This window comes from Pseudoalteromonas sp. SG43-3 (genome assembly GCF_014164385.1).
Classification (GTDB): domain Bacteria; phylum Pseudomonadota; class Gammaproteobacteria; order Enterobacterales; family Alteromonadaceae; genus Pseudoalteromonas; species Pseudoalteromonas distincta.
This window is the reverse complement of record NZ_JACJFC010000019.1, coordinates 71,348-91,389: the sequence shown is the minus strand read 5'-3', so window position 1 is coordinate 91,389 and position 20,042 is coordinate 71,348. Positions and strand designations below refer to the sequence as shown.

The 20,042-nt window shown below is 39.9% G+C and carries 22 protein-coding genes and 1 rRNA gene; 14 read left to right on the top strand and 9 right to left on the bottom strand.

Annotated elements, in window-relative coordinates; translation table 11 throughout:
- Positions 1-104, top strand: a 5S ribosomal RNA gene (gene rrf / locus H5157_RS16475); the annotation flags it as partial.
- Between the two features lie 601 nt (positions 105-705).
- Positions 706-1,296 (top strand): hypothetical protein, encoded by a 591-nt coding sequence (locus H5157_RS16470; protein ID WP_182712897.1) that lies wholly within the window; start codon positions 706-708, stop codon positions 1,294-1,296.
- Positions 1,297-1,298: 2 nt separating this feature from the next.
- On the opposite strand, the gene H5157_RS16465 is transcribed toward H5157_RS16470, so the two are convergent.
- The gene (locus H5157_RS16465; RefSeq protein WP_039489163.1) at positions 1,299-1,679 is read right to left on the bottom strand and encodes a hypothetical protein; all 381 of its coding nucleotides are present in this window, start codon (positions 1,677-1,679) and stop codon (positions 1,299-1,301) included.
- A gap of 99 nt (positions 1,680-1,778) precedes the next feature.
- On the opposite strand from H5157_RS16465, the gene H5157_RS16460 reads away from it, so the two are divergent.
- Complete coding sequence (locus H5157_RS16460) at positions 1,779-2,219, top strand: TerB family tellurite resistance protein (RefSeq protein WP_154904115.1); 441 nt, start codon at positions 1,779-1,781, stop codon at positions 2,217-2,219.
- A gap of 21 nt (positions 2,220-2,240) precedes the next feature.
- Here H5157_RS16460 and H5157_RS16455 read toward each other — a convergent pair whose 3' ends face one another.
- Positions 2,241-2,807, bottom strand: coding sequence for an NADPH-dependent FMN reductase (locus tag H5157_RS16455; RefSeq protein ID WP_182725091.1), 567 nt, complete (start codon positions 2,805-2,807; stop codon positions 2,241-2,243).
- A gap of 119 nt (positions 2,808-2,926) precedes the next feature.
- Between H5157_RS16455 and H5157_RS16450 the strand changes: the two genes are divergently transcribed.
- Complete coding sequence (locus tag H5157_RS16450; RefSeq protein ID WP_154904117.1) at positions 2,927-3,826, top strand: LysR family transcriptional regulator; 900 nt, start codon at positions 2,927-2,929, stop codon at positions 3,824-3,826.
- Between the two features lie 32 nt (positions 3,827-3,858).
- On the opposite strand, the gene norR is transcribed toward H5157_RS16450, so the two are convergent.
- A complete protein-coding gene (norR, locus tag H5157_RS16445) occupies positions 3,859-5,415 on the bottom strand; it encodes a nitric oxide reductase transcriptional regulator NorR (protein ID WP_154904118.1) in 1,557 nt (518 codons plus the stop codon).
- Between the two features lie 279 nt (positions 5,416-5,694).
- On the opposite strand from norR, the gene H5157_RS16440 reads away from it, so the two are divergent.
- Both H5157_RS16440 and hmpA read left to right on the top strand, forming a co-directional pair.
- Positions 5,695-6,927 (top strand): NnrS family protein, encoded by a 1,233-nt coding sequence (locus H5157_RS16440; protein ID WP_182725090.1) that lies wholly within the window; start codon positions 5,695-5,697, stop codon positions 6,925-6,927.
- 20 nt (positions 6,928-6,947) lie between these two features.
- Positions 6,948-8,129 (top strand): NO-inducible flavohemoprotein, encoded by a 1,182-nt coding sequence (gene hmpA, locus H5157_RS16435; protein ID WP_182725089.1) that lies wholly within the window; start codon positions 6,948-6,950, stop codon positions 8,127-8,129.
- Between the two features lie 71 nt (positions 8,130-8,200).
- Here the strand turns inward: hmpA and H5157_RS16430 are convergent, their stop codons facing one another.
- From H5157_RS16430 to H5157_RS16420, 3 genes are all read right to left on the bottom strand, one after another.
- On the bottom strand, positions 8,201-8,572 hold the full coding sequence (locus H5157_RS16430) for a hypothetical protein (RefSeq protein WP_182725088.1): 372 nt from the start codon (positions 8,570-8,572) through the stop codon (positions 8,201-8,203).
- Positions 8,572-10,179 carry a S41 family peptidase gene (locus tag H5157_RS16425; RefSeq protein WP_182725087.1) on the bottom strand — a complete coding sequence of 536 codons (1,608 nt, stop codon included), beginning with the start codon at positions 10,177-10,179 and terminating at the stop codon, positions 8,572-8,574. Before H5157_RS16425 ends, H5157_RS16430 begins: the two co-directional genes overlap by 1 nt.
- Before the next feature lie 100 nt (positions 10,180-10,279).
- Positions 10,280-10,933: an endonuclease gene (locus H5157_RS16420; protein WP_149603346.1), complete on the bottom strand. Its 654-nt coding sequence runs from the start codon at positions 10,931-10,933 to the stop codon at positions 10,280-10,282.
- A gap of 231 nt (positions 10,934-11,164) precedes the next feature.
- On the opposite strand from H5157_RS16420, the gene H5157_RS16415 reads away from it, so the two are divergent.
- Positions 11,165-12,133, top strand: coding sequence for a DnaJ C-terminal domain-containing protein (locus tag H5157_RS16415; RefSeq protein ID WP_182725086.1), 969 nt, complete (start codon positions 11,165-11,167; stop codon positions 12,131-12,133).
- The gene (locus H5157_RS16410; RefSeq protein WP_024599636.1) at positions 12,133-12,453 is read left to right on the top strand and encodes a chaperone modulator CbpM; all 321 of its coding nucleotides are present in this window, start codon (positions 12,133-12,135) and stop codon (positions 12,451-12,453) included. The genes H5157_RS16415 and H5157_RS16410 overlap by 1 nt, the downstream gene beginning before the upstream one ends.
- A gap of 62 nt (positions 12,454-12,515) precedes the next feature.
- Here the strand turns inward: H5157_RS16410 and H5157_RS16405 are convergent, their stop codons facing one another.
- Complete coding sequence (locus H5157_RS16405) at positions 12,516-13,241, bottom strand: hypothetical protein (RefSeq protein WP_182720118.1); 726 nt, start codon at positions 13,239-13,241, stop codon at positions 12,516-12,518.
- Positions 13,242-13,554: 313 nt separating this feature from the next.
- Between H5157_RS16405 and H5157_RS16400 the strand changes: the two genes are divergently transcribed.
- A complete protein-coding gene (locus H5157_RS16400) occupies positions 13,555-13,935 on the top strand; it encodes a hypothetical protein (protein ID WP_024595094.1) in 381 nt (126 codons plus the stop codon).
- On the opposite strand, the gene H5157_RS16395 is transcribed toward H5157_RS16400, so the two are convergent.
- Complete coding sequence (locus H5157_RS16395; RefSeq protein WP_149603343.1) at positions 13,936-14,376, bottom strand: PaaI family thioesterase; 441 nt, start codon at positions 14,374-14,376, stop codon at positions 13,936-13,938. It lies immediately after the preceding gene.
- 167 nt (positions 14,377-14,543) lie between these two features.
- Here H5157_RS16395 and lexA point away from each other — a divergent pair, with 167 nt between their 5' ends.
- From lexA to H5157_RS16370, 5 genes are all read left to right on the top strand, one after another.
- On the top strand, positions 14,544-15,161 hold the full coding sequence (lexA, locus tag H5157_RS16390; RefSeq protein ID WP_024595093.1) for a transcriptional repressor LexA: 618 nt from the start codon (positions 14,544-14,546) through the stop codon (positions 15,159-15,161).
- 483 nt (positions 15,162-15,644) lie between these two features.
- Positions 15,645-16,787: a cytochrome c oxidase subunit II gene (coxB, locus tag H5157_RS16385; RefSeq protein ID WP_182693453.1), complete on the top strand. Its 1,143-nt coding sequence runs from the start codon at positions 15,645-15,647 to the stop codon at positions 16,785-16,787.
- Positions 16,787-18,379 (top strand): cytochrome c oxidase subunit I, encoded by a 1,593-nt coding sequence (ctaD, locus tag H5157_RS16380; protein WP_182725085.1) that lies wholly within the window; start codon positions 16,787-16,789, stop codon positions 18,377-18,379. Before coxB ends, ctaD begins: the two co-directional genes overlap by 1 nt.
- The gene (locus H5157_RS16375) at positions 18,379-18,909 is read left to right on the top strand and encodes a cytochrome c oxidase assembly protein (RefSeq protein ID WP_121955068.1); all 531 of its coding nucleotides are present in this window, start codon (positions 18,379-18,381) and stop codon (positions 18,907-18,909) included. The genes ctaD and H5157_RS16375 overlap by 1 nt, the downstream gene beginning before the upstream one ends.
- Before the next feature lie 35 nt (positions 18,910-18,944).
- Entirely contained in the window at positions 18,945-19,820 is an 876-nt protein-coding gene (locus H5157_RS16370; protein ID WP_002959610.1) for a cytochrome c oxidase subunit 3, read from the top strand.
- Here the strand turns inward: H5157_RS16370 and H5157_RS21060 are convergent.
- Complete coding sequence (locus H5157_RS21060) at positions 19,723-20,031, bottom strand: DUF2909 family protein (RefSeq protein ID WP_076916441.1); 309 nt, start codon at positions 20,029-20,031, stop codon at positions 19,723-19,725. The two genes, H5157_RS16370 and H5157_RS21060, sit on opposite strands and share 98 nt — an antisense overlap.
- Between the last annotated feature and the right edge of the window lie 11 nt (positions 20,032-20,042).

The window sequence follows — 20,042 nt, the reverse complement described above, 5'->3', positions numbered from 1 at the left end:
TAGCGTTTTGGACCCACCTGACTCCATGCCGAACTCAGTAGTGAAACGAAACAGCGCCGATGATAGTGTAGCATTTGCTATGTGAAAGTAGGACATTACCAGGCTTCAAATTGTAGAAAGCCCGACTAGAAATAGTCGGGCTTTTTTACATCTGCAGAAAAGTAAAATGTGCGCAATTATCATCCACTCACAGCAACACCCATCTCGTAGGCCGGGCGAGCGTAGCGACTCCCGATGTGAAAATCGCAACAAAACCCCTCAATATCTCAGTCGGTCGATACAGTAGCATTTCACTGTGATTTTCTACCGCTGTGGGCACTACGACTTTCTACCGCTGTGGGCACTACGACATCCTACTGCGTAGCGAACCGACCTCACATTGTAGAGAGCCCGACTAGAAATAGTCGGGCTTTTTTACATCTGCAGAAAAGTGAAATGTGCGCAGTTAACACACACTCATACCAACATCCATCACGTGGGTCGTTCGAGCGTAGCGACTCCCGACGTTAAAATCACATCTCGGAGTGTGCAATTAATATTTATAAAAGTAGGATTGTTAATGAGTGCAGAGATATTTAGTCGTTAATCATTACTTAAAATTTTATCTAGTTGTCCTGTTCTCATTTTTATTTAGATACTTCTAATAAAGTACTTAAGAAAACTGTACTATTACAGGTGTTTTAAAATAACTATAACGAGAAACAAATGAAATTATTAACTGCAGCAACTTTATTACTTGCTTCATCGACAGCCTTTGCACGCCCTGCACCGTTAGTGTCTATTCCTACTCATGATGCCTTTTTTAATAGTATTGCAGCGCATTGTGGTAAAGCTTTTGAAGGTGAAGTAGCGGTAGATAACGCGAAAGGCCCAAGCTCATTTACAGATAAAAAACTGGTTATGCATGTACGTAAATGTGGTGAGACTGAGTTACAAGTACCGTTTCATGTAGGAGACGATGCATCACGTACGTGGATCATAACTAAAACGGGTAGCGGCTTGAGTTTAAAGCACGATCATCGTCATAAAGATGGAACAGACGACGCATCAACTATGTATGGTGGCCATACGCTTGATGCAGGGTCTGCGCAGATACAGTCGTTTCCAGCAGACCAATACTCTAAAGAGTTATTTGTAAAACAAGGTCTTGCGCAGTCTGTAGGTAATACATGGCAAATGTATATTTACCCAGAAGTATTTACTTATCGATTAATTCGCCAAGGACGTGAGTTTAAGGTGGATTTTGATTTAACTAAACCGATTACTCCACCATCAGCACCTTGGGGTTATAAATAAGGTTACTTACCCTTACTTGTATCTTCTTTAGTTTCGCATTGGAGTAAAACACTTAAATCAGGTTGGTAAGCGCGTGGTTTTGTTGGAAAGCGTTCGTACTCTTGCACGCCTTCAAGTACTTTCAACATAAAGGTATTGCCGCGGCATAGACGGTCAGCATGACGTAACAAAAATACACTTTGATTGGTAAAGTGTTTGTAATCGTCTGACTGGATTTCTATTTTATAGTTGTCTTCGCCAATTTGTGTTTGGTAGTAATGTACTTTGTTATCAAAGTCGTAGAGCTTCTCGGTTTCGGCTTTTTCAGCAAGTGCAGTATTTGCACTCGAAAGGGCCACCAGCGTAGCGCCTATAAATAAGCGTGGTGTGTTTATTCCTTTCATAAAATGTATCCTTTAATTTGCGAACTTTATACCCATTAATAAGAGTAATAAGGTCGATTTCTTTACGTATTAGTCTAACACCCAAAAAGGGAAAGTGTGATGTTCAAACAAATAAAACAACTTTTTGCTGTATTCGATGAACAGCAGCCAAGTATGCAAGAGCACGACTTAAAAACAGCGGTTGCTGCATTATTAATTGAAGTTATGCGCGCAGATACCAAGCTTGAACATGATGAACAACGAACCCTGACTGTAACCTTAAAAAAGTACTTTAATTTAACAGACACTGAGGTTAATGAGCTTACTAATAATGCGGCAAGTAGCTTAGATGATTCGATAGATTACTTTCAGTTTTCAAAACAGATTAATGAGCATTGTAGCGCGGAGCAGCGAATAGAAATAATAGAGTTATTATGGCGCTTAGCGTATGCCGATGGAGAAATAGATCCCCAAGAAGACTACGTAATACGTAAAGTAGCAGGGCTTTTATATGTAACGCATACCGACTTTATCGCCGCCAAAATAGCAGCGACAAAGTAATTAGTTATTTAGGCGTGCAAGTTATCTTAACTTACTTGCAACGCTTACTAACTGATGAGCGAGGGCTGATACTTTTTCTGCCGTTACAGGTTCATTTATTTGCCCATACTCATTAAACAGTGTGTGCACAGCGGGTACTGCAAGTTGATCGGCAAGTACTAACGATCCAATGCCGCTTAATATATCACGCACATGATTTAAACCGCGTAAGCCGCCAAGCCCACCAGGCGATGCTGCAAATAAAGCGACCACTTTATTACGAAAAGCAGGAACAGCACCTTGCTCTGTGCGCGATGCCCAATCAATCGCATTTTTTAGCGCTGCGGTAATAGAGCCGTTGTACTCTGGGCTTGCTAGTAAAATACCGTCGGCTGTACGTAGCTTATCTTTTAAAAGCTGTACATCGCTTGGTGTACCTTGCGCTTCAATATCTTCGTTAAATAGTGGGATGTTTAATTCGTTTAGTTTTATTACTTCTACTTCAGCACCTGTTTGTAGAGCAAAACGTGCTGCCTCATTAATAATTTTTTGATTAAAGCTTTCTTGGCGAAGGCTTCCAGCTAGGGCGATAATTTTTGGTGCTGACATGGTAGTGGCCTTTTAATGTTTTAAGTTACATGACTAATGTAGCAAAATTTCACTTGTAGAAAACCCTAATAAACGCAACACTTATGTGCGTATATGCACATAAGTAAAAGGTAGGCAGCATGGCGATAAAATTTGAAGATTGGCAAGACGTTAAAGTTGCGTTCGAAGTAGCACGGTTAGGCACGCTAACAGCAGCCGCCGAGGAGCTTAATGTGCACCACAGCACAGTGCTTAGGCGAATTAATAATCTTGAAAAAAACTTAAATGCACGGCTTTTTCATCGCCATGCTCGTGGCTACAAGGTTACTGAAATTGGCACCAAGTTATTTGCAACAGCACAAACAATCCATAGCTCCTTAGAGCAGTTACATAACGATATAGTAGCGGCCGATAGCACCCTTAGAGGTAGTTTGTTGCTAACGACGGTAAGTGGCTTCATGGATGTCCTTGGTGATGTATGTGAGCAATTTCAGGCGCTACATCCACAAGTGCAGCTTGAGGTTATTTTAGAACAAAAAAGGCTAAGGCTCGATCACGGACAAGCACATATTGCAGTGCGTGCAGGCCCAAGGCCTGATGAAGGAGATTATATTGCTCAGCATTTGGCGCAGCTTTCATCGGGTTTATACGCTAATAAACGTTACATTAATAAATACGGTATGCCTAAATTATTAAGTGATTTACAACAACATAACTTTGTATCGGGCGTGGCTGGTTTTAATGCCCGCGTGCCTTATTTTGCATGGGCTGATGAGCACATTCCTGCATCGCAAATAAAGCTGCGAGTATCTGAAACTGCAGAAGCGACTCGTGCAATCATTAAAGGGCTAGGCATTGGCGGATTACAACATGACGTAGCGGCGCAATATCCTGATTTAGTGCCTATATTACACAGTGAGTTAAGCTGGCCTACCGATGTATGGTTAGTCACGCATCACTTAGTGCATCGTACTGCTAAAGTACAAGCTTTTGCAGGGTTGTTAAAAACACACTTTAGTAAGTTAGCTGCTAATCAATAGTTTTAGCAGCGTTTTAGCTGTATTTTAAATGATTATAGTGTTTTTTTTACTTCTATCCCTAGGCGTTTAGCCAAGCGTACTAAGTTTGCTCTATCTAATTCAAGTACTCTTGCTGCTGCTGACCAGTTGTAGTTATGCTTCTTTAATTGCTCGGTAATTACGTTGTATTGCAACGATTCTACAGCTTGCTTTAAAGGTTGGTTGATTAAGGTGTTGGTTGTACTTTGGCTTGCTACTAGAGAGTTTTGCGGCGCACTCGGTGTTAAGTCACAGTGCTCGCTTGTAATGGTTATTATTGGATTTTGCCATTGGCTTTGTTTTGCTTTAAGGGCGCTGCGGCTAATGACGTGTTCAAGCTCGCGAACGTTACCTGGCCAGTTGTACTGATTAAGCAATACTTGCGCTTCAGGGCTTAGTTTTAATTGTTTTATCCCTAATTTACGGGCTGTTTGCTCGATAAAATAACCAGCTAAGAGTGTTATGTCGTGCTCGCGTTTACTAAGTGGTGGTACAGTAATAGGGTAGACACTGAGGCGATGGTATAAATCGGCTCTAAAGCGACCTTGAGCTACTTCTTCTTTTAAATTTCTGTTGGTTGCAGCAACGACGCGTACATCTACGTACTTTGGCGTGTCTTCTCCTACCGTTTGTATTTCGCCACTTTGTAGCACTCGTAATAGTTTACTTTGCATGCCCAGGGGCAGTTCGCCTATTTCATCTAAAAATAACGTGCCGCCATCAGCTAATTGAAATTTACCTTGGCGCGAATTTAGTGCGCCTGTAAAAGCCCCTTTAGAATGACCAAAAAATTCACTTTCGGCGAGGTTTTCGGGAAGCGATGCACAATTTAAGTGAATAAGCGGTTGATCTTTTCGAGCTGAATTTAAGTGAATGTTACGCGCAACAAGTTCTTTCCCTACCCCTGTTTCACCTAATATCAGCACGCTAAAGTTAGATGCTGCAACGAGTTTAATTTCGTTTTTAAGTGTTTTCATTAGTGGACTTTGACCAATAATTTCACCGCCGTCACGTGTTAATGCTTCACGATTTAGTTCTTGTACTAATGCACTTGAGTGCTGTGCATGCTGTTTGTAATGGGCAAGTTCTAAGGCCGTTTTAAAGTGCGCGCTACACAGCGTTTGTAAGGTATTGAGTGTATCAGCGCTTATGCTGTTAAATGCATTGGCGTTAAGGCTATCAAACGTAAGTACGCCAAGTAGCGCGTTTTTATCATAAAGAGGTAAACCTAAACATGCATGTACCGGTATGTCGCCGGTTTTAGCTAATAGTAATCCGTCGTATGGATCGGGTAGTGGGCAGTCGTGCGCAAATTGAAGCGCGAGTGTGCTTTTGCAAATAGCTTCTAGGCGAGGGTGTTCTACTATTTTAAATCGTCTGCCTAAACTGTCGGGCATTAATCCTTTAATTGCCAGTGGTTTTAATTGTTCGCCCTGAAGCACTAATAACGCACTTGCATCACTTGGAATAACCCGCTCAACCGTTGCTAGTAATTGATCAAAGCTATGCTCGTGTAGTGTACTTTGAGCAAGCTCTAGAGCAACTTGTGTAAGGTTGAATTGCTGGTTCACGTCAAAATGACCTATTTGTGTTTTTATGAGTTAATTTATAGTAGGTCATAAAGACTCACACTGCAAAGTGATTTAATTTAACATGTTGAATTTAATTAATTAAACTTGTTGGCACAGTATGTGTAATAGCTAAGTAACGTAGTTAGTTACAGAGATCGCCATGAACACACTAATGCTGAATAATTTAAATAATCAAACACAGTTTAGTTCACTGCATGAGGCACTAGCATGCGCTGAATACTTTTTTGCTCAGTATGGTGTAGGGCAGGAAATAAAATAATGCGCCCTATAAACTTAACTGAGCCAATGCCAGCACGCGTTGCTATTCATCAAGTATCTCAATGGCCGTTATGGATGCTAGCTTTTAGGCCTTTCTTTTTAGGCGGTGGCTTATTGGCATTTTTGTCAGTGGGGTATTGGCTACTTATTTTAACAGGCCATGCAAGTTGGCACTTATCGATACCTGCGACATTATGGCACGCGCACGAAATGCTGTTTGGCTTTGCAGGAGTTGTAGCTGTTGGCTTTTTACTTACCGCAGCACAAACGTGGACAGGCGTGCCGAGCATAAGTGGCAAAGCCCTTATGTGGCTTACGTTTATATGGCTTGCAGCGCGCTTAGCATTTGTTGTAGTACTGCCAGATATTGCTCATTTTAATTTATATGCTGCACTTACATTACAAGTTATTTGGTGGCTAGGCGCCATAACCGCGTTGGCTAATATGTTATTACAAGCCAATAGCAAAAGTAACTATCCGTTTTTAGCTATTTTAGCTGTGCTTTGTGGGCTCAATGTATTGTATTTAATACTTGTTTTACAACAAAACATGCAGCTTGCACTTGGTGTGGTTGATACCGCAGTGCTGGTTATTACTTTACTAGTTGGCATTGTTGCGGGCCGCGTTTTACCATTTTTTACCGCTAAAGGTCTGGGGTTAACCGCACAAGTTCGCACTCCTAAAATAGATAAAGCGGTGATGTATTTATCTATTTTGGCTATCACTTTATTTTTCATCAACAAGTTGTTTTTGAACACGATTAATCCTGCGTTAGTTGTTGCAACTGTTGCTGCGCTTCACCTGGTCAGGGCTGGTTTTTGGTGGGATAGCAAGGTATTGAGAGTGCCGTTGTTATGGTCTTTACATTTTTCCTACTTAGCGTTAGGCGTAGGGTTAATGATGGTTGCATTTAGCTTTTATAGCAGTGCAATACAATTTAAAGATGCGCTGCACTTAATCACTATTGGCACAATAGGTATGATGATTTTAGCAATGATGACGCGTGTATCGCATGGTCATACAGGGCGTACACTCGCTATTCCTCATTACATGGCTGTTGCTTTTGCACTTGTGTTAGTAGCCGCTATTACTCGTTCATTACTCCCTTTTATTATTGGGCCTCACCTTGCTTGGCAAATAAGTGCTTTGCTGTGGCTAGTGGCTTTTTCATTATTTTTAATTCACTGCACACCTATATTAACGCGGCGTCGTGTTGATGGGCGTCGTGGTTAGTTCATCCATAGGAAACACATATGTTATCTGATAAAACCATTGAGATTGTAAAAAGCACAGTTCCGTTATTAGCGCAGGCGGGTACGGTTGTTACCGATCATTTTTATAAGCGTTTATTTAGCCATAATCCTGAGCTTAAAAATATTTTTAATATGGCGAATCAAGATACAGGTCGTCAGCAATTTGCACTTTTTAATGCATTGGCTGCGTATGCACAAAATATTGATAATTTAGCCGTATTAAAAGAAGCGCTAACACGTATTAATCATAAACATACCAGCTTGAATATTTTACCTGAGCATTACCCTATTGTAGGTGCGCATTTAATTGGTACATTAAAAGAGCTTATTCCTGAGCAATTTACTCCCGATGTTGAATACGCTTGGCGCGAAGCTTACGGCGTACTTGCTGATATTTGTATAACCGAAGAAGCTGCTTTGTATGAGCACAGTAAAAATAAACACGGTGGTTGGGCGGGAACTCGCCAATTTAAAATAACCAACAAACAGGCCGAATCAGAACTAGTAACAAGCTTTACACTTACGCCAGTTGATGGCGAAGCTGTTATTAAACATAAACCAGGGCAGTATTTAGGTATTAAAGTTAAGCCAGAGGGCGCTGAATATGAAGAAATTCGCCAGTATTCTATTTCGCAAAAAAGTAACGCTAAAAACTACCGTATTAGTGTTAAAAAAGAGCTACAGCCACAGCCTGGCATGGTGTCTAATTATTTACACTCATTAGAGCAAGGCACTATTGTTGAGTTATACCCGCCGGCAGGAGACTTCTTTTTACGCAATAACACAAGTCCAGTGGTTCTCATTTCAGCAGGTGTTGGGCAAACGCCAATGCTGGCTATGCTTGAAACGTTATTAAGTGACAATTCTAATCAAGAGATTATGTATTTACATGCTTGCGAAAATACTCAGCAACATTCGTTTTCAAAATATTTATATGATCTAACAGCGCAGAATAACCACTTGAAAACAATAACGTGGTTTAACCAAGCGACAGAGGGCGCTGACTTTACTGGGTTAATGAACCTAAATGCAGTACAAGCACAGCTACCATTGAGTAATGGCGACTTTTACTTATGTGGTCCTGCCGGTTTTATGGCATTTATAAAAAAGCAGTTACTTGAACTAGGTGTTAAAAACGAGCAGATTCATTATGAAGTGTTTGGTCCGCATGAAGACTTGTAATAACGCTTTAAAATAGAAAAAGGCGTACAGCGATGTGCTGCGCGCCTTTTTATAAACGCTAATAAAGTGCCTTATAACTCTTTACAGGTCACACCTTCAAGTACTGTAGGAAGCTCTTTTTTAGGATAGTAAAGCTCGCATTGGTTATTACGTAGTTGCAAAATAAACTTCTCAGATTTTATATTATGCGCGCCCATAATTACTCTGCCATCAGACCCTTTACTCATTGCATGATCAATTAGCAGTTCGCTACGTTTAGTAAATACGGAATCGGAAAGTGTTACTAATGCGCCTCCCTTAGCTTGTTGAATTGCCTGTTGTAGTGTTGCAATAACGCTAGGATTAACGCTCGTTAATATAGCGGGTTTAGCGGGATCACTATTTACACTTTGGCATCCACCTAAAGCGAATAAGGTAGCTAATGGGAGTACTAATTTAGCCATTACCTTTCCTCACTCAGTGTTGGCCAAGTTAAGTCCATATTACGCTGGGTAAATTGCTCAGGCATATTTAAAGGAATGAGAGATTCACGAGAGCTTGAAAAATTAGCTGGCTCTGCTTTTGCAGCAGCCGTTCTAATTGGGCAATTGCCATTTTCTACATGAAACAATGCGGTGGCTAAAACGGCCTCGTCACTGTCGCCTAACTGATGATCAAAGTCGTCCTCAATTTCACAACCTTGAACATCAGCATCAAATTGTGGCGTAGGGGTTGGTGTAAAACCCGCAGCGTATTCGCCAAATCCTTTGCTATTTACCCCACTAAATTGAATAGTGTAATAGGTTGTTGCGCAGTTATGAGTTGGGGTAAAGCCATAGGGCTTACCGCAGGTTGTATCGCCAATTAAAATAACTTCTGCGTCTATACCTTTTAAACCATTAATAAAAGCTTCTGATGCCGAACAAGTGCCTGATGTGCTTAATACATAAACCTTCGATAAGTTTAAATCAGGTAGGTTTTCACCTGTGCTAAAAAAAGTAGAGTAATCTATTTCTTCATCAATAAATGGAAAAGGTGAATCAACGGGTTGTTTATCGTTTTGTTGAGTTTGATAATAAAAGCGGTTGTTAACGTTGGCATTACCGGCAACCATATAAGCTAATTGTGCCGACAGTGCTAATAAACCACCACCGTTATATCTAAAGTCGATTACAAGCTCATCAATACCATCGGTTTTAAACTTATTTACTGCATCAATAAGCCCTTCTTGGGCAATGCTTATATGGCTATTAAATTGCATGTAACCCACGCTTGAACCATTTGCGGTTGTAATCGTTTTAACATTTTGAACCGGTGTTTGTTCAATATTGCCAGCGGTTACATTAAATGTTTTTTCGGCGCCATCGTTACTGCGTACAACAATAGTATGTGAGTCGCCGTTAGTAGGACTAAATAAACCTTCGTTAAGCGTATCTACACCCGACTGTGTATTGGAATTAATGCTAACACCGTCAACTGAAAGTACAGTATCACCACGTTGAAAGCCTATTTGGCTTGCAGGTGAATCATCTTCAAGATAAGCGACGCGTAAAATACGGTCGGCTGTATCGCCAATAAACGCCCAATTTATACCGTAACCAGAAGTAACGCCCGATTGCGCTTCTTGAAAGTAATCTTCAGTAGGTTCTGAAAAATGAAAGTTATCTTTTTTTGCTCCTGAGTCGGTAAGCTGCTCTGTTTTTAATTGGGCAAAATAATCGGCTACTGTGGCAAAGCTTTCAGGATCGTTATCGGCAATCTCATCATACCAAAGGTAGGTTTCGTCGCTCCAAGAACGAAGCCAGAGTTTTTCGTAAAGGGCAGAACCGGCTTGATCTGGGTAAGGCTCGTTGTTATTAAAGGGATCGTTACCCGTACGCGGGGTTTCGCAAAAGTTTTTTAAATCGTTAGAGGGTTCAAATACACCCGCAGTCCATGTTGGACTGCTACTAACAGGTGTTGTAACTACAGGGGCTGAGTCGATACCGCTACCGCCGCCGCCACAACCGGTCAAAGTAAAGCCCGCAAATGCAGTGAAAATGGCAAGCGAGGTTTTATTATTTTTAAACATAGTTAAGGGCTTTTTTGTAAATAAGTTGTTTAAAATATTACAACACTCGCTCGTTTATTCAACATTTATAACTTTGATTTATGTAAATGAGTGTTAAAGCTTAGAGCTTGCTCGCACTACTTGTATCTGCGAATGCTTGCTTTTGCCATGCATTAAATAACTTTTGCTGTTTATCAGAGATTTTTAAACCGTATGTTTTTTGCATGTAAGCGTAGGTGTCAGCTATACGTTTTCGTGCATAAACAGGCGGTTCAACTACACGTTGCTTAAAGTTTACTTTTACTTCGCAACGACCATATTGTGTGGCGTTTTCGCTAAGCATACCAAAACGATAATTAGAGCGATCGGCATTAATTTCGCCAATAGCTGGCGCTAAGTTATTTATATCAGCTTCCATTTTTCTAAATTTAGCACTTACTTTACGGCAGTTTTTACGCCCGCCATCTTGCCAGCATTGTAGCTGGTGACCAAATTCCCACGCCGGAACAATGTGCTCCCACTCAATGCGTAGTGCTCGCACATTTACTTTACCTGAGCGGGTAAGGGTATTTCGAGGAATGTAACCACAGTTAGACGGGTCAGGAACGAGTTTTTTGCCTTCTTTTTTAATATCACAGCCGCAGTAAATGCTTTTGGCGTTGTCAGGTAGGGTTTTAATTAAATGTCTTTTAGCCGTTGAAAAACGGGTAAATTGTTCGGCTGATACCGAAACGCACACACAACAAGCCAATAAGGCCAGAATAAATCGAGTCATATCCATCACAAATGTGAACTACAGGAATAGGCAGTTTAAAGCCTTGAAGATAAAAGATAAAGTTAACTTAAGGCCTACGCTTATATTAATAAAAAGTGCCTGATTAATTTTTTACTCAAAGTTATTTTCACTATTCATTTATTTCTCACTATTTATCGTATTTTAACCACACAAGGTTACCCGTTAAGGAGTATGCTTAAAGCTTACTCAATATGAGGATTTGGATTGCAAATGAAATTTGTTGATTATTATGCAGTGCTTGGAATATCGCCTGATGCAGATGATAAAGCGGTTAAAGTTGCTTATAAAAAGTTAGCCAGAAAATATCACCCAGATGTAAGCAAAGAGCCTCAAGCAGAAGATAAGTTTAAAGAAATAGCAGAAGCTTACGAAGTCATCCATAACAAAGAAGAACGGGTAAAATACGACGAGTTACGTCGTCACCAACAAAATCGTGCTCGTCAACAGCAAGGCCATTATGGTGGTAACAATGCCTCTTCGCAAAGTAATTATCAGCAAAGCGATCCTCAAACCGACCAAGAGTTTTCTGACTTTATTAATTCAATGTTTGGCGGAGCTGGTGGATTCGATCGTTCCGGGCAGAGCAGAAGTAACGCCGCTCGCGCGCAAAAAGGACAAGATGTGGAAATAGAGTTCCCAATTTTTCTTGAAGAGACTTTAGTTGATACCGTGAAGCCTGTTGAGTTTATGTTACCGCAGCGAGACAGCAGTGGCCGTGTCACTGAAATTAAAAAATCACTTAAAGTGAAAATTCCTGCAGGCTCAGTAAATGGCGAGCGAATTCGACTAAAAGGGCAAGGCGGATTAGGGTCAGCTAATGGGCAAAATGGCGACTTGTATTTACAAATTAGTTTAGTGCCTCACCCATTATTTGATGTTGAGGGTCATAACCTAAATATAGTTGTCCCTCTTGCACCATGGGAAGCGGCTCTTGGTACAAAGCTAAATTTACCTACGTTGACAGGAAACATCCAATTAACTATTCCTTCTAATAGTCAGTCTGGTCAACGCTTGCGTATTAAAGGTAAGGGATTAATGAGTAAAAAAGCTAAAGGTGATTTATTTGCTGTGCTTAAAATTGTTAATCCAACATCTGTTGATGATGCCAGTAAAAAACTGTGGGAAGAATTAGCCAAAAAAGCTCACTTTGATCCCCGTAATAACTGGAGCAAGCCATAATGCAAATTATCGTGACACAAAAAGACGATTTACTTACTAGCAAAGAGCTATGTTTGAGCAGTGATATTAGCGAAGCAATTTTATATGAGCTAGTTGAGCATAATATTGCGGTTCCAATTGAGGGGGATCATGTTACGCAGTGGCAATTTACGGTATCTGCAGTGACCTTAGTTAAAAAAGCGGCCCGTATCCAACATGACTTTTCGTTAGATTGGTCGGCAATAGCTTTAGTTTTACAATTGCTGGATGAGCGTGATGAGTTGATTTTCGAAAACGAAATGTTAAAGCGACATTTGAGTCGATTTAAGCACTTGGAATAAAATAAGCCCTAGGCTTATTTACTCTTTGATAAGTGGGCGCTAGCTCTCAAAAACCAATATGACTACTTTGATTTATTCTTATTTTTAATTCGGATAAATCGTTTTAGTCGTATATTTTGTATTAGTAGTAATATTCCACTTAAACAAAAAAGTACGCTAGTTGCTGAAAAGCTAATAAGTAGTGGATTATTAAAATTCTCTCGCTCATCGTAATCCATAATATGTAACATCCAAAAAAAGTCGAATATTCGCCATAGCGTGCTGCGAACGGTAACAACTTTGCCGTTATTTTCTGACAAGTACAGTGTTGTGTTAAATGTGTCGTCAAATTGTACCTGCCAAACATTGGTTTTATATCCAACTTCTCGCATACCTTGCTTTAGTAGTACAGCGCTTGTTACTTGAGCGTCAATAAGTAAGTGTGCTTTAGCATTTGCGGTAATTTGTATTTTAGTTGGCGGTTCAAATGGTCGGCCTGTTATGCCATTGAAGCTTTGCTGCTCGTTATTACTAAAGACAGTAATAAGTGGTGTAGTTAAGAAGTTCTCAAAAATTATTTGTGTTGGATTAACCACCTGAGAGGCAATATCGTCAAGGGAGGCAACATAATCAGCCTGCGTAAATGGGTTATTAAGAGTACGTGTTGCAAGATGCTCCCCATGAACTTTATCAAGAGGGATTGCACTCATAATTAAACCACCTAGTAACCATGCTAAAATTTGTAGTGCTAATAAATAACCTAACCATTTATGTAACTTGCGAGCATGTTTAAATATTTTTTTATTCATGTTTTAGTCTTATTATTTTTAGAAGCTAGTTTATTACATTAATGGGATAAGTTACTGCGACATTTTGTCGCAGTTTAAACTATAGCTTACTGTAATCATTTAAAAATAAAAAAGATTACACTTAAATTCCTAACATGACTTATCTGTTTAATTGAGCTGAATGTTTTATATCCAGCCAGCTTTAAATGCTAAAAAATACTTAAAAGCTGCGAAATATCCATATAAAGTGGTTAATAGAGCATAGTTGATTTGGTATAACGGTAAAACTGCGTTAAAGTTTGCAATGAAATTATTAGAGGATAAATACGAAACGATGTCGGAAATTCAATTTTTAAATGTAGATCTTGAGCTTGAATCAAAGCAAGATATTAGTTTGCTAGTGGCGGACTTGAAAAAAGTCGCGACGATTTTACATTATGACAAAGACGAATACCGTCAACTAGCGCGTATTGAAGCTACAGGTGAGGTGAGCACACCTGATAAAGCCATAAACCATATATGTGAGCTTATTGAATCGTGTTCGCGTAACGCGCTAAAGCAATGGTTAAGCTGTTCACGTAGAACGTTTGATATTGGTTTTGAATCAGGGACTTCTCCTAAGTGCTTTAATCAAGCCTTAGATGCAGATACATTATTGCGTATATCTGCGATTGGTGCGGGTATGGAAATTACCATTTACCCAATCGAAAAGTAACTATCTTCGCTCTACGACTGCTGCGGTCATTTTTGATACGCAGCACAGCTCATTGCGGCTATTTGTAATTTTTATTTCCCACACTGAACTACGTTTGCCAATATGAAACGCTCTTGCCGTTGCTGTTAAAGTGCCGTTGCGAGATGCTTTTAAATGACTTGCGCTAATCTCCTGTCCTACACAGTAAAATTTAGTAAAATCGACAACAAAGTTAGCGGCATAGCTGGCAACTGTTTCGGCAAGTACAACGTTAGCACCGCCGTGAACCATCCCCATTGGGTTATGATGCTCAGGAATTGCCGGCATTGTGGCAACCAAATAATCATCGCCAATTTCTGTGACTTCTATCCCCATAGTTTTCATTAATGTTCCTTGGCCATTAATGCCTTGTTCTAACTGCTTGCACAGCTCTAAGGTGATGGGCTGGTACCAAATACTCATAATGTCTCCTTTGCATTTTTAATCATTTATAAACTTAGCTTTAGTTATATCCCTAAAATGTACACAAGTGAAATTACTTTAGCTATTTTAAGGCTTAATTTAAATTTGCGATTTTTATTTAACTGTATATACTCACAGTTAAATGTACTGTATGGAAAACCAGTTGTATGCGACCATTAACGAACCGCCAAGCTCAAATACTCGAACTAATTAAAGTTTTTATTAAAGACACTGGTATGCCTCCTACACGTGCTGAAATAGCGCAAACATTAGGTTTTAAAAGTGCCAATGCTGCTGAAGAACATTTAAAAGCACTTGCTAAAAAAGGCGCAATTAAAATGAAACCAGGTGCAAGCCGTGGTATTCAATTAATTGAAGAAGAAGAGCCAGAACAATTAGGTTTACCGCTTATAGGGCGTGTTGCTGCTGGTTCACCTATTTTGGCGCAAGAGCACGTTGAAAGTCACTGCAAAATCGATCCATTAATGTTTAAACCGGCTGCAGATTTTTTACTACGCGTTAACGGTATGAGCATGAAAGATATTGGTATTATGGATGGTGATTTACTTGCTGTACATCGTACTCAAACCGCTGAAAATGGACAAGTTGTTGTTGCTCGCCTAGACGAAGACGTAACTGTAAAACGTCTTGAGAAAGCGGGTCGTAAAGTATTACTTCATGCTGAAAACGACGATTTTGACTCTATTGAAGTAGATCTTGAGAATGAGTCTTTTAATATTGAAGGCTTAGCCGTTGGCGTTATAAGAAACGCTGATTGGATGTGACTTTAAAAATAGCTTTTAAACAAGCAGTTTTATAAATGCGTACTAATTAGTACGCATTTTTGTTTTAGAATTTGTACTAAAAAAAGGGCGTAAACAGCCCACTGACTATTTAAGCTGTAAACTTTTTTGCACTTATATTTTCCCCCTCCGAATGCGTTAAACCCCTTTGTTTTGCTCATATTTTGAACTTCCTGTTGCCCAGTTGATTACCGATTTTTTATTAATTATTCAATATCACCTGATTGTTTTTTATACTAAAACTTGCTTGTTGTTCGTTTTTTAGCTAATTGTTAATGTGCTGAGCTAATAATAACTCACAGCTTTTTAGTTTTGAGAACACACAATATACACAAACTCGTTGTTGGCGCAGCAAAACCAATCAATATTAAATAAGATTGGCTAAAAAAATAAAAATAACGAATTGGCGTTTAAGCCGTATGCCTCTTCGCTTTGCATTCGCAATAGCATCAAAGGAGCCGTCACATGGGTAAACTGACCTCTACCTTGTGGCTTATATTATGTGTTTTTTCGCACCCAGTTTTGGCTAACAGCCAATACAATATGCGCAAAGGCGTAACCGATATAAGCAATAATGTATATCAGCTGCACATGACCATATTTATAATATGTTGTGTGATTGGGGTGATAGTGTTCGCAATTATGTTTTGGGCACTTATTCATCACCGTAAATCTAAAGGGGCTGTACCTGCCCAATTTCACGAAAGCACTAAAGTAGAAATACTTTGGACTGCAATTCCGTTTGTTATTTTAATTGCTATGGCAGTACCAGCCACTAAAACCCTAATTGCAATGGAAGATGCCAGCAAAGCTGATCTCACTATTAAAATTACGGGTTCGCAATGGAAATGGCATTATGAATATATGGGCGAAGATGTAGAGTTCTACTCTATTTTATCTACCCCGCAAGATGAAATCGCGAATCTTGCAGATAAAAATCCTAACTACTTACTTGAGGTTGATAAGCCTCTTGTACTGCCAATAAATCAAAAAGTACGATTTTTAATGACTTCTGACGATGTTATTCACTCTTGGTGGGTACCTGATTTTGCAGTTAAAAAAGATGCGAACCCCGGCTTTATAAACGAAACATGGACGAACATAAACGAAGAAGGTACTTACCGAGGCCAATGTGCTGAGTTGTGTGGTAAAGACCATGGCTTTATGCCCGTTGTGGTGGTCGCTAAATCTGAGGCTGATTTTAAAACATGGCTTACAGATGCAAAGCAGGCTAAACAAAAAGCAGCATTAGCAGATGCCGCATTACTTGATAAAACCCTCCCAAAAGAAGAATTAATGACTTTAGGCGAACAAGTATATATGGCTAATTGTGCTGCATGTCATCAACCTACTGGCATGGGGTTACCGGGCGTATTTCCTGCACTTAAAGGCAGCCCGATAGTGCTTGGCGATATAAAAGATCACATTGATGTAGTTATCCATGGACGACCCGGTACGGCAATGCAAGCTTTTGCCAAGCAGTTATCTATAAAGCAATTAGCTGCGGTTATTACTTATAAACGTAATGCGTGGGGTAATGATACGGGTGATGTTATTCAACCGAGTCAAATACAGACAGCACTTGATGCCAAAGTGGAGGCGAACTAATGAGTAGCATAGTAGAACAACCTAACGCCAATGAAGCTCATCATGCTCATCACCCAGCTAAAGGTTTTAAACGCTGGCTTTACACAACTAATCATAAAGATATAGGTAGTTTATATTTAATTTTTTCGCTGACCATGTTCTTAATTGGTGGCGCAATGGCCATGGTGATCAGGGCTGAATTATTTCAACCAGGTTTACAGTTGGTCGACCCTCACTTTTTTAATCAAATGACCACAGTGCATGGTTTAATTATGGTGTTTGGTGCGGTTATGCCCGCCTTTACAGGCCTTGCTAACTGGATGATACCACTCATGATTGGCGCGCCAGATATGGCATTGCCAAGAATGAATAACTGGAGCTTTTGGATTTTACCGTTTGCGTTTTTAATCCTATTGGCATCGTTATTTATGCCTGGTGGGGGTCCTGCATTTGGTTGGACTTTTTATGCACCACTGTCCACAACATACAGTAATGATAATACTGCATTGTTTGTATTTGCCGTACATATTATGGGAATTAGCTCGATAATGGGCGCAATCAATGTGATTGTAACCATAGTGAACTTACGTGCCCCCGGCATGACATGGATGAAGTTGCCCTTATTTGTATGGACGTGGTTAATTACTGCCTTTTTATTAATAGCCGTAATGCCAGTGCTTGCAGGGGCTGTCACTATGGTACTTACCGATAAGTATTTTGCGACCAGCTTTTTTGATGCCGCAGGCGGTGGCGACCCGGTGATGTTCCAACACATTTTTTGGTTTTTTGGTCACCCTGAAGTATACATAATGATTCTTCCTGCCTTTGGCATTATATCTACAATAGTGCCTACCTTTTCTCGTAAAAAACTTTTTGGTTATGCATCAATGGTCTACGCCACATCCTCAATTGCGCTACTTAGCTTTATTGTTTGGGCGCATCATATGTTTACCACTGGGATGCCGGTCGCTGGCGAGTTGTTTTTTATGTACGCGACCATGCTTATATCGGTACCTACAGGAGTAAAAGTATTTAATTGGGTTGCCACAATGTGGAAAGGCTCAATAACTTTTGAAGTGCCAATGCTTTTTAGTATTGCGTTTATTGTGCTGTTTACCTTGGGTGGTTTTTCGGGATTGATGCTGGCAATTACACCTGCTGACTTTCAATATCACGATACTTATTTTGTAGTGGCGCACTTTCATTATGTATTAGTAACAGGGGCTGTATTTTCGATAATGGCAGGGGCTTATTACTGGCTGCCCAAGTGGACGGGCAATATGTTTAATATCACATTGGCTAAATGGCATTTTTGGCTATCGCTGGTGAGCGTGAACGTACTGTTTTTTCCTATGCATTTTGTAGGGCTTGCCGGTATGCCGCGTCGAATTCCCGATTATGCACTTCAATTTGCCGACTTTAACGCAATCATAAGTATTGGTGGATTTGCCTTTGGTTTATCGCAATTGTTGTTTGTAGCTGTGGTAATTAAATGCGCGCGTGGCGGTGATAAAGTGCCTGCAAAAGTATGGGAAGGGGCAGAAGGCCTTGAGTGGGAAGTTGGCTCTCCAGCGCCATATCATACTTTTTCTACGCCGCCGGTAATTAAGTAATGACACACGCACCGCTACTCAAACGTTTGGTACTTATTTGCATAGGCATGTTTGCCTTTGCCTTTGCTTTAGTACCTTTGTATGACGTGTTTTGTGATGTAACAGGGCTTAATGGAAAACCTTCGCTTGAGCAGGCAGAGCAAAGTACACAAATAGTACAAAACCGAGAAGTCGGCGTTAGCTTTACTACTCACGCACAAAGTGGTGCACCGTTTGAAGTCAAATCAAAAGAATACAGTGTAGTGGTAAAACCCGGTGCAATGCGTGAAGTAATGTTTAGTGCTAAAAATAACAGCAATCTGGATAAAGTAATGCAGGCTGTACCATCAGTCTCGCCAGGTAAAGCGGCAAAGTATTTACATAAAATAGCCTGTTTTTGCTTTGATCAGCAACCTCTAAAAGCAGGGGAAGAACTTGAATTTAAATTGCTTTTTTATGTTGATACCGCACTGCCAAGCGACATTGAAGAATTAACTTTATCTTATACCGTATTTGATATTAGTGAACAGCTGGTGGCAAATAATAACTAGCTTTTTAAACTAGTGTGAAACTAGGAGTAAATAAAATGAATCAAGAATATGAGCATTATTACGTACCTGAGCAAAGTCCGTGGCCTATTGTAGGTGCTGTTGCATTGTTTTTTATTGCAGTAGGGGCAGGCTTAACAGTTATGAGTGTAGGTAAAGAAGGTGGTAGCGGGGTTTATCTGCTTTATGCCGGTATTGCTGTACTTGTGTATATGTTGTTTAGCTGGTTTAAAAATGTAATTAGTGAGTCAGACCAAGGTTTGTACTCAGCACAAATGGATCGCTCTTTTAGACAAGGTATGAGCTGGTTTATTTTTTCTGAAGTTATGTTTTTTATGGCCTTTTTTGGTGCGCTTTTTTATGCACGGGTATTGTCGGTACCTTGGCTTGGAGGCGCAGGCAATAATGCAATGACTAACGAGGTATTATGGCCTACTTTTGAAGCCGTTTGGCCGCTAGTTTCAACACCTGCTGGCGAAACTACTCAAGCTATGGGCTGGCAAGGCTTACCACTTATAAATACCTTAATACTGCTTACCTCCTCAGTTACTTTACATTTTGCCCACGTAGCGATGGAAAACAATAAACGCACTCCACTTAAGGTTTTTTTAGGCGCTACTATTTTATTGGGTGTTTGCTTTTTAGGGCTGCAAGTTGAGGAGTACATGCATGCATATAATGACCTTAATCTAACGCTAGATGCGGGTATTTACGGTAATACGTTCTTTTTATTGACTGGTTTTCATGGCATGCATGTAACGCTAGGAACCGTACTTTTATTTGTAATATTTTTACGGATATTAAAAGGGCACTTTACTAAAGATAAGCATTTTGCTTTTCAAGCAGCTGCTTGGTATTGGCACTTTGTTGATGTGGTGTGGCTGTGTTTGTTTGTATTTGTATATGTGCTGTAGCGTTTATTGGCGAATTATTTGCTTTAATAAAACCAAGTTTAAGCGCTGCAATAACAACAACTAAAACAACGACCGAAAACAATACGCGACGACCTAAAAAGTGAGACATAGGTCGTCCCCCAGTTTTCCCTGACACCATAATAAACAATGCTCTAAATAAGTTAAAAAGTATAAATATTAACAACAGTACGATAATAATTTTAATAATCACTGAGTTGACCC